Here is a 7,473-nt window from a genome sequence, read left to right as displayed (position 1 = left end):
ACGGAAAAACTTTGGGGTTCCCACTTTTCACAACTGATAAAAAAATTCCACCCACATCTGCGGAATGTGGGTTTTAAAGCTAGAAAATTGAAAAGTGTAGACCCCATCTTCATGCCGTCAGTCTTGGGAACTCGGTACGTCGTGCAGCAAACAGTAAGCAAGCTCGAATATCTGCAAGCTCCCAGTCAGGGAAATCTTCTAAAATCTCAGTAACGCTGAGGTTCTCAGCCAGCATTTCTAAGATGTGGGTGACTCGAATTGGCATTCCTCGAATGCAGGGACGACCACCACACTGACTGGGGGCTTGGGTAATGCGGGTTAACCAGCCAGTCGTTGAGTTCATCAGGGGTTGCCTGCAAGTTGCTTTGTTCGTCTCCATCTTACCGAGTAATCATCTCGAAAGCAGGTTTTTGCGTAAGCCCTCATTTTTCTTGGCAAGTCGAAGTCATTACGAGTATGATTTAACTATAAGCAAAAAAGAGAGCCCCCATGAGGATAGAAGAAATTCCCCTCAACCAGATTCGCCGCCCCCTGCCGCGAGTCAACGACCAAACCAAAGTAGCCGCCCTCATGGAATCAATCCGCGAGGTAGGTTTAAACGAACCCATCGATGTGCTAGAAGTAGATGGACAGTATTACGGATTTTCCGGCTGCCACCGCTACGAAGCTTGCCAGCGTCTCGGTTTAGAAACTATCCGCTGTAATGTACGCCGAGCTCCCCGTGCCGTGTTGCAGATGCACCTAGCCTGAGCCTCTCAACAGAAATTCACCACGCAGGCAAACATTCAATCGCCCAAACCTTTCTAAGATATTCGATCGACAATCACTAATAACAAGCTAAAAACCTATGACTACCAACAACCACAAACAACTTCTTTACCCGACCCGCATCGATATGTCAGCCGGCACCCGCTCTCAAGTAGTCGGGCTGCTCAACGCCACACTGGCAACGACTTTGGACTTAAAAACTCAAGTCAAGCAAGCTCACTGGAACGTCAAAGGCATGGACTTCTACCAGTTGCACTTGCTGTTTGACGAAATGGCAACAGAACTCGAAGAATACATCGATTTGGTTGCCGAACGGGTCACAGCTTTGGGCGGTTTGGCTGTAGGAACAGCCCGCGCAGCGGCTGCTGATTCGATTTTGCCAGAATTTCCTTTCGACATTGTAGACGGCAAAGAATACGTGACGGCTTTGGCCGATCGCTACGCACCCTACGCCCAACACCTGCGAGTCGCCATCGACAAAGCAGCGGAACTTGGCGACGCCGATACAGCGGATCTGTACACCGAAATTTCGCGGACAATTGACAAGCGTTTATGGTTCCTAGAAGCGCATTTGCAAGGTTCTGCGACAACTGCAACAGCCGCCGCCGCAAAAGTTGCCGTCAAATAGCCACAAAAAAAGTTGTGGGGTGGGCGCAGGAGCCCGCCCCAAAAATGTATTTCATTAAGGCTCGTCACAGTTTACGATCGAGAATATGTCCATTTATTAATTTGGATGAGTTTTTCGTGACTGCCCATATTCCAGATTATGCTCCTCAAATGCAACGCCTGATGGAACAGGCGGGGCTTTCGAGCGATCGAGAACTCAGCAAAAAAGCAGGAGTTTCCGAGATCCAGCTAAGTCGCCTACGTCGCGGTTTAGCCCTGCAAACCCGAGCCGACATCCTGCTCAAAATTAGTCAAGCTTTGCAAATTTCCTTACCCGAACTGCTGGCAACCTTGACGCCAAACTATGTAGAGTTAGAACAGGCACAACCGACCGCCCTAGAACAAGAATATCAGCGCCTGCAAGCTTCGATCGAACAGCAGCGAGAATCTTTGATGCAGGAATTCCAGTTATCTAGCGTGCAAATTTTAGAATCTTGGATGTTGCAGTGGCCGACTGCTGCGAGCAAAGCTCAGGAAAATCACCACTTGCGGGCTCAGAAACTACTGCCCTTGTTGCGGCCAGTCGAGCAGTTATTGGAGCATTGGGGAGTGGAGTCGATCGCCCCAGTCGGAGCCCAGATTCCCTACAACCCTCAACAGCACCAGCTAATGGAAGGAACAGCCGAACCCGGAGAACCCGTCAAAGTCCGCTACACAGGGTACAGACAAGGCGACAAACTGCTCTACCGCGCCAAAGTTAGCCCAGTTTGATTAATACCAGAAGGCATTCGGCAGAACAAATATTGTCCCGATCTCAAAATTCACTCCCGGCGAAGCGCTGCGACTGCGATCGGCGTTACGATCCGCGACGAACACCATCTTTTACACTCAAAACTATTCTCCCGCTCTCAGGCTCTGGCGCTTTCCCCTCTCTTATTTGGATCAGAGTCCATCTCGCAGCTATACTAGCCTAGTCTGGCTAGAAATTCTGACATTCCCACCGCAAAATATGAGTCCTGTAGTTAAAATTATTCAGCCCTCTGGCATTTTAGACGGCACCAAGGCAAGTCAATTCCGCCAAGAGATTAGCGACCTAGTGGAAGCGGGAGCCGATGTGGTATTGATAGACTTCACTGATGTGACATTTATGGATAGTTCTGGTTTGGGCGCTTTAGTCTTGGCGCTCAAAACAGTCCGGGCCGCTGGGAGTCAATTAGTTGTCTGTTCTATCAACGAGCAAATCCGCATCTTATTTGAACTCACCAGCATGGATCGAGTTTTCGAGATATTTCCGACCCGCGATGCTTTTAATAGCAAAATTCTCTCAACTAACTAAATCTTTTGGCTGCTGCCTTCTTGCTATTTGGTCGCAGATGTGCTGCAAGAAGTCAGCTAGCCAAAGTTTACCTTGAGTAAAGACCAATCATCATCAAAAACTGCTTTAGCGTTCAACTTTTGAATGTAGTTCAAAACCAGCTCTAACTGGTCGGCACTTGCACCGTTGTAAGCTGCTAACAGGTCTACGAAAGGGTCAAGCCCCCAGATATTGCCGTCAGGTTGGTGGATCTCGTATACCCCGTCGCTAAAGATGTAGAGAGTGCTCAAATCCTCGACATCGCAGCAATTATCGACATAGGGGGCGTCGGGGAACATCCCCACCGGCATTCCGGGGGTTTTTAATCGCTGGATTTTAGTAGTGCTCGCAGGGGACTGGGAAATCAACACGGCCGGTGGATGACCGGCGCTGGCATAAACTAGCTGGCGAGAAATGCGGTTGTAAACGCCATACCAGATGGTGAAATACTTGTCATTTTGGTAGCTCATCTGGAAGGTGGTGTTCAGGGCGCGCAAAACGTCGCTGGGTTTGTAGTAGTCTATGTTGGGGAGCGTGCGCGATCGCAGCAAATTCAGCACGGCCACAGAAGGCAGCGCCGCCCGCAAACCGTGACCGGCTACGTCGAGCAAGTAAATCGCCAAATAATCGGCATCTAGCCAGTTGTAGTCGAAGCAATCTCCCCCCAACTGCCGGGAGGGAATGAATTTTGCCTCGATGCTGAAAGGTTCTGTCATCGGATCTGGCAGCAGCGATTGCACGTACTCCGCGGCCTCGGCTAACTCTGCTTCCAGACTTTGCTTGGCTATTTTCAAATCTCGGCTGAGTTGGTGCAGCCTCAATCCCGCGCGTACTCTTGCCTGTAACTCGTTGAGTTCGATCGGCTTGGAGATAAAATCGTCGGCACCGGCGTCGAGGCCTTTGACTCGATCGGCGATCGAACCCAAAGAAGTCAACAAAAAGAATTGTGTAGTTGACAGATCCGGATCTGCCTTAACTCGACGGCAGACATCGATGCCGGTCAAGCGCGGCATGATCCAATCGCAAATTATCAGGGCCGGACGCAATTTTTGCGCCTGGGCTACACCGTCTTCGCCATTGCTTGCTACTGTTACTTCGTAACCCTGTTTTTTCAGGGTTCTTCTCAGCAGTTCTTGAACAGCCGTATCATCGTCAATAACCAGAATTTGAAACATGGGCACTTAGGTACTACAAGTTTTTCAAGGTCTGGGGGTCATTTAAAATATATCCTGTCAGCGCCCTTGTCTGAGATTGAGTATAGTTTATTGACATCGCTTTCGAGGTAATTGCTTTTGAGGGCGGGTCGTTGAGTTCAATTTACGTTAAAATTTGATGGAAATTTGGCGCGATCGAACTTCACTCAGTTTATACTCAGAATATAAATTTTTATAGACTTTTATTTGACACAGGCGCTGGTTGACAGGGAAATGCTATTTATAGTATAGTGACTAACCGATTAGTGGATTAGACAGGGATCGACGGCCCACCAAAGCTAGTATCCTCAAACTACCATTCAATTTTGCCGCCGTTGTATTTTGTCTCATCGTATTTTTTCGAGTTGTATTTTGCCCACCGGCCGATGAAGAACTTCTGTGGTGAGCGTGATTGAATTAAAGGGTTCCGAAAAGTTGCCGATGCTAAAAAAAGCGGATCTTCAAGTCAATACAGGTCTGAATGGATTAAGCTGGGTTTTGTCGTGGTTTGCACAATTGTACGACTCGCGAATTCCTACAAGTGTGTGGATAAGGTGTCAGTTGGCTTTGGCTGAGGGCTTTACGAATGCCGTGCGTCACGCCCACAAGGGCAAACCAGCGGCTTTGCCTGTGGACATTCAGGTGGCCGTGTGGGCTGAATCTTTAGAGATTAAAATTTGGGACTCGGGCGATCCGTTTGATTTAGAGAAAAAAATTAAAGATATTTCGGAAAAAGTCGATGTTCACTCTCCGGGCGGGCGGGGTCTAAAATTAATCAAAGACATCGCAGACAGTATTAGTTACGAGAGAACGGCTGATGGACGAAACTGTTTGTCGATCGTCAAAAATTATTCGCCCTGTATCGACGATCGAAAATAACACTAATATTTTTAGCGGGTAAGGGTGGAGGGCTACCCTCAACCCTTCCTTAAGAACCGTGCGTGACTGTTAAGCTGCGTAGCAGTTGATTATATTTTGATTTGACGGCTTCCCTAGATACTGGCAATTCCCATAGCATCCGTATTTCCGGTTCTTCCGTACTCAGTGTGCTAAGACATTATGGCACTGCCGTCCGAAGCAGATTAACTCGCAAATGAGGTAATCTCGGTGAGAGTCCCTATTGACTTAGATTGTCTCAAACGGTTCACAGGCTGGGATGAGGCAGAAGTCTAATTTTTTATTTTAGCAAATTAGTTTGCTTCTAATCTGGGTAAGATTAACGAGAGAGCGGATTACCTGGAGAACCAATGCGAAAGAGGATCGTAAAAACATTATCATTCAATAATAAACGATTCCCAAAAACATCATCACCATAATCATATTGCTTATTTTGCCAATTGAGGGATAGGGTAGGACTGTTATACTTATTTTCCAGTTGCCAACTTACACTCGCACCGTAGAGAGAGCGAGTGGAGTTTTTATCGATGGGGGCGATATAACCAGACAGAGTGAGAGTGCTTAGAGGACGGATGGTTAACTCAGCGAGTAAACGATCGTCGTAGGAATTGGGTAGGATATCACCAAAATAGTTGGTCAAACCAAGAGAAAAAATTCCCCAATTCACGCGAGCGCTAACGGCAACTTCACTAGCCGGTGAAATACTAAGTACATCACCAATTCTGGTTTCTCGATCGAGAGCATAATTGAAGCCAGTTGATAAGGTTAAATTTGCCCGCCTACTGAAGCGAAATGTTTTAGCCACACTCCCCCAAAGTTGGCTGTAATAATCGCGATCGGGGTTGAGATAACCAATCGCACCCCCGCGAAAACTCCAATTGTTTAGCGTGTTTCTCGTGTAATCAGCACCGAGGTAGAGTTTGGGCTTTTCTGAAGCAATCACACCCGTATAGTATCGCAGGATATCTTCACCTCCCGTCCAGTTTCCGGTAAAGCTGAGATGAGGATAGTAAGAGCTTTTTTCCCTATAGATACTTTCTCTAACAAAGTTGACATCTTGCTGTAAAAAACCTAAATAAACTTGGGCATAAAAATTCTGTAAATTGGCAGTAGAATACTGATTTTGGTTAACCGCAGAGAATAACTGTACATTGGTATTTGCTCCACCTTCTGCACCAGCATCCACAAGGGTGACTTGTGGCCCTGTTGGATCGTAAAAGATTCGACCATCTTCAAGAGCGCGATCGATCACCGGAGAAAGACCGAGCCACAGGCTGTTATAATTCGCTCTAGGAACTTGATTTAAGCTGGTGACATTAGGCGTTAAACTTTCTGCCCGTCCGAGTCCGGCGGAATATATCGTAAAACTACTGCTGGGTAAACGAGTATTATTAGCTGCTAAAAATAAGTTGCGGTTGATATTAGTATTAACTTGATTTTTACTGCCTTCTAGGTCAGGAATGACATCGGGTAAAATTTGCGCCCCCGCTTGAATTGCCGTATTTAGCCAGCGATTTTCATCATCAACAAAGAGAGTAAAGCCTCGAATAGTCCGCCCTAAAACGGCTTCTCTATCATTGGCTTTAACAACTTGACGAACTCGGGAAACAGTACCTGCAATCGTATAGTCAACTTCTTCTTTTCTCTCAACTTTTGTTTTTTGGGATTGGCTGTTTCCCGGATAAGCACCAGAATTGGGAAAATAAAAATCGACGCCAATCGGTTGACTGCTGGTTCCCCCTTGGAAGCCTGGAAGCTGCATAAAAGCCAAAGTTTCCGGTTTGACGACCTCCCCAACCTGAGACGTTTGAAAGACGCGGGTAGGCACGAAAAACTCTGGATCTATACTATTGCGATCGATTACTAAACCTGGGGTATAAGTACATTGTTGGTCACTGGGAGTATTGGGAAAAATACAAGCCGCCGTTAAACTCATTTGAATTTCTAACCCCGTCATGGTTTGGGGTGCGGTAGTTGTCGTTGTAATTGTTCGTTCTAGGGGAACAGTCCGCAGTTGCAAATAAGTGCCTTTTTGGTCTACTCTATAAATATTATTTCGGCTTAAGCTTTCAATGACTCGACTGTTAAGTTTGAGAGTGCCATTAAAAAACATATCGCTGTCTGTGGTGTCAGCAAAAGTCTTGAAACCACTAAACTCCCATTCAGTTAGATGGCTGATAGGAATGTCATTGAGAGGTAAATTGGTCGTGAATGGGCTGATTTTTTCGTCTGGAGCGATTCGAGGTGGAATAATGTAATCGGGGTCAGTAGATGGCGCAGAAGGTTGGGGCAATCCGTTAGGATTATTAGTTGATGGGGGTTTTGTTGGTTCAGGTTCAGAGACTAAATTTGGGGATGAGGGTTCCAAGTCTGTAGCATAAGTAGACCAGTTGGGTGTTTCTGATAAAGGGGTGGCTTCTGGAATGTCGGAAACACTTGGAGCGCTTCGAGGTGGAATAATGTAATCGGGGTTAGTAGATGGCGCAGAAGGTTGGGGCAATCCGTTAGGATTATTAGTTGATTGGGGTTCTGTGGGTTCAGGTTCAGGGGCTAAATTTTGGGATGAGGGTTCCTGGTTTGTAGCATAAGTAGACCAGTTGGGTGTTTCTGATAAAGGGGTGGCTTCTGGAATGTCGGAAACACTTGGAGCGCTTC

Annotated in this window: 8 protein-coding genes; 5 read left to right on the top strand and 3 right to left on the bottom strand. The window is 46.9% G+C overall.

Going from position 1 to position 7,473, the window contains the following annotated elements:
* Window positions 1-109: 109 nt before the first annotated feature.
* Window positions 110-343, bottom strand: coding sequence for a DUF433 domain-containing protein (locus tag QUA04_RS26495; RefSeq protein ID WP_333262912.1), 234 nt, complete (start codon window positions 341-343; stop codon window positions 110-112).
* 146 nt (window positions 344-489) lie between these two features.
* Here QUA04_RS26495 and QUA04_RS26490 point away from each other — a divergent pair, with 146 nt between their 5' ends.
* The 4 genes from QUA04_RS26490 (at window position 490) to QUA04_RS26475 (ending at window position 2,710) form a co-directional block, all read left to right on the top strand.
* Complete coding sequence (locus QUA04_RS26490; protein WP_333076422.1) at window positions 490-750, top strand: sulfiredoxin; 261 nt, start codon at window positions 490-492, stop codon at window positions 748-750.
* A gap of 97 nt (window positions 751-847) precedes the next feature.
* Window positions 848-1,396: a DNA starvation/stationary phase protection protein Dps gene (gene dps, locus QUA04_RS26485; protein WP_333262909.1), complete on the top strand. Its 549-nt coding sequence runs from the start codon at window positions 848-850 to the stop codon at window positions 1,394-1,396.
* A gap of 44 nt (window positions 1,397-1,440) precedes the next feature.
* The gene (locus QUA04_RS26480; protein ID WP_333262906.1) at window positions 1,441-2,145 is read left to right on the top strand and encodes a helix-turn-helix domain-containing protein; all 705 of its coding nucleotides are present in this window, start codon (window positions 1,441-1,443) and stop codon (window positions 2,143-2,145) included.
* Between the two features lie 238 nt (window positions 2,146-2,383).
* A complete protein-coding gene (locus tag QUA04_RS26475) occupies window positions 2,384-2,710 on the top strand; it encodes an STAS domain-containing protein (protein ID WP_333029330.1) in 327 nt (108 codons plus the stop codon).
* A 56-nt stretch (window positions 2,711-2,766) separates the two neighbouring features.
* Here QUA04_RS26475 and QUA04_RS26470 read toward each other — a convergent pair whose 3' ends face one another.
* Window positions 2,767-3,903, bottom strand: coding sequence for a SpoIIE family protein phosphatase (locus QUA04_RS26470; protein WP_333262903.1), 1,137 nt, complete (start codon window positions 3,901-3,903; stop codon window positions 2,767-2,769).
* Between the two features lie 417 nt (window positions 3,904-4,320).
* On the opposite strand from QUA04_RS26470, the gene QUA04_RS26465 reads away from it, so the two are divergent.
* Window positions 4,321-4,800 carry an anti-sigma regulatory factor gene (locus QUA04_RS26465; RefSeq protein WP_333262900.1) on the top strand — a complete coding sequence of 160 codons (480 nt, stop codon included), beginning with the start codon at window positions 4,321-4,323 and terminating at the stop codon, window positions 4,798-4,800.
* A gap of 337 nt (window positions 4,801-5,137) precedes the next feature.
* On the opposite strand, the gene QUA04_RS26460 is transcribed toward QUA04_RS26465, so the two are convergent.
* Window positions 5,138-7,186, bottom strand: coding sequence for a hypothetical protein (locus QUA04_RS26460; protein ID WP_333262915.1), 2,049 nt, complete (start codon window positions 7,184-7,186; stop codon window positions 5,138-5,140).
* Window positions 7,187-7,473: the final 287 nt, after the last annotated feature.

The organism is Microcoleus sp. S13_C5, assembly GCF_036700845.1.
GTDB lineage: Bacteria > Cyanobacteriota > Cyanobacteriia > Cyanobacteriales > Microcoleaceae > Microcoleus.
The sequence above is the reverse complement of the archived record's forward strand: the minus strand, read 5'-3'. Positions and strand labels throughout refer to the sequence as shown.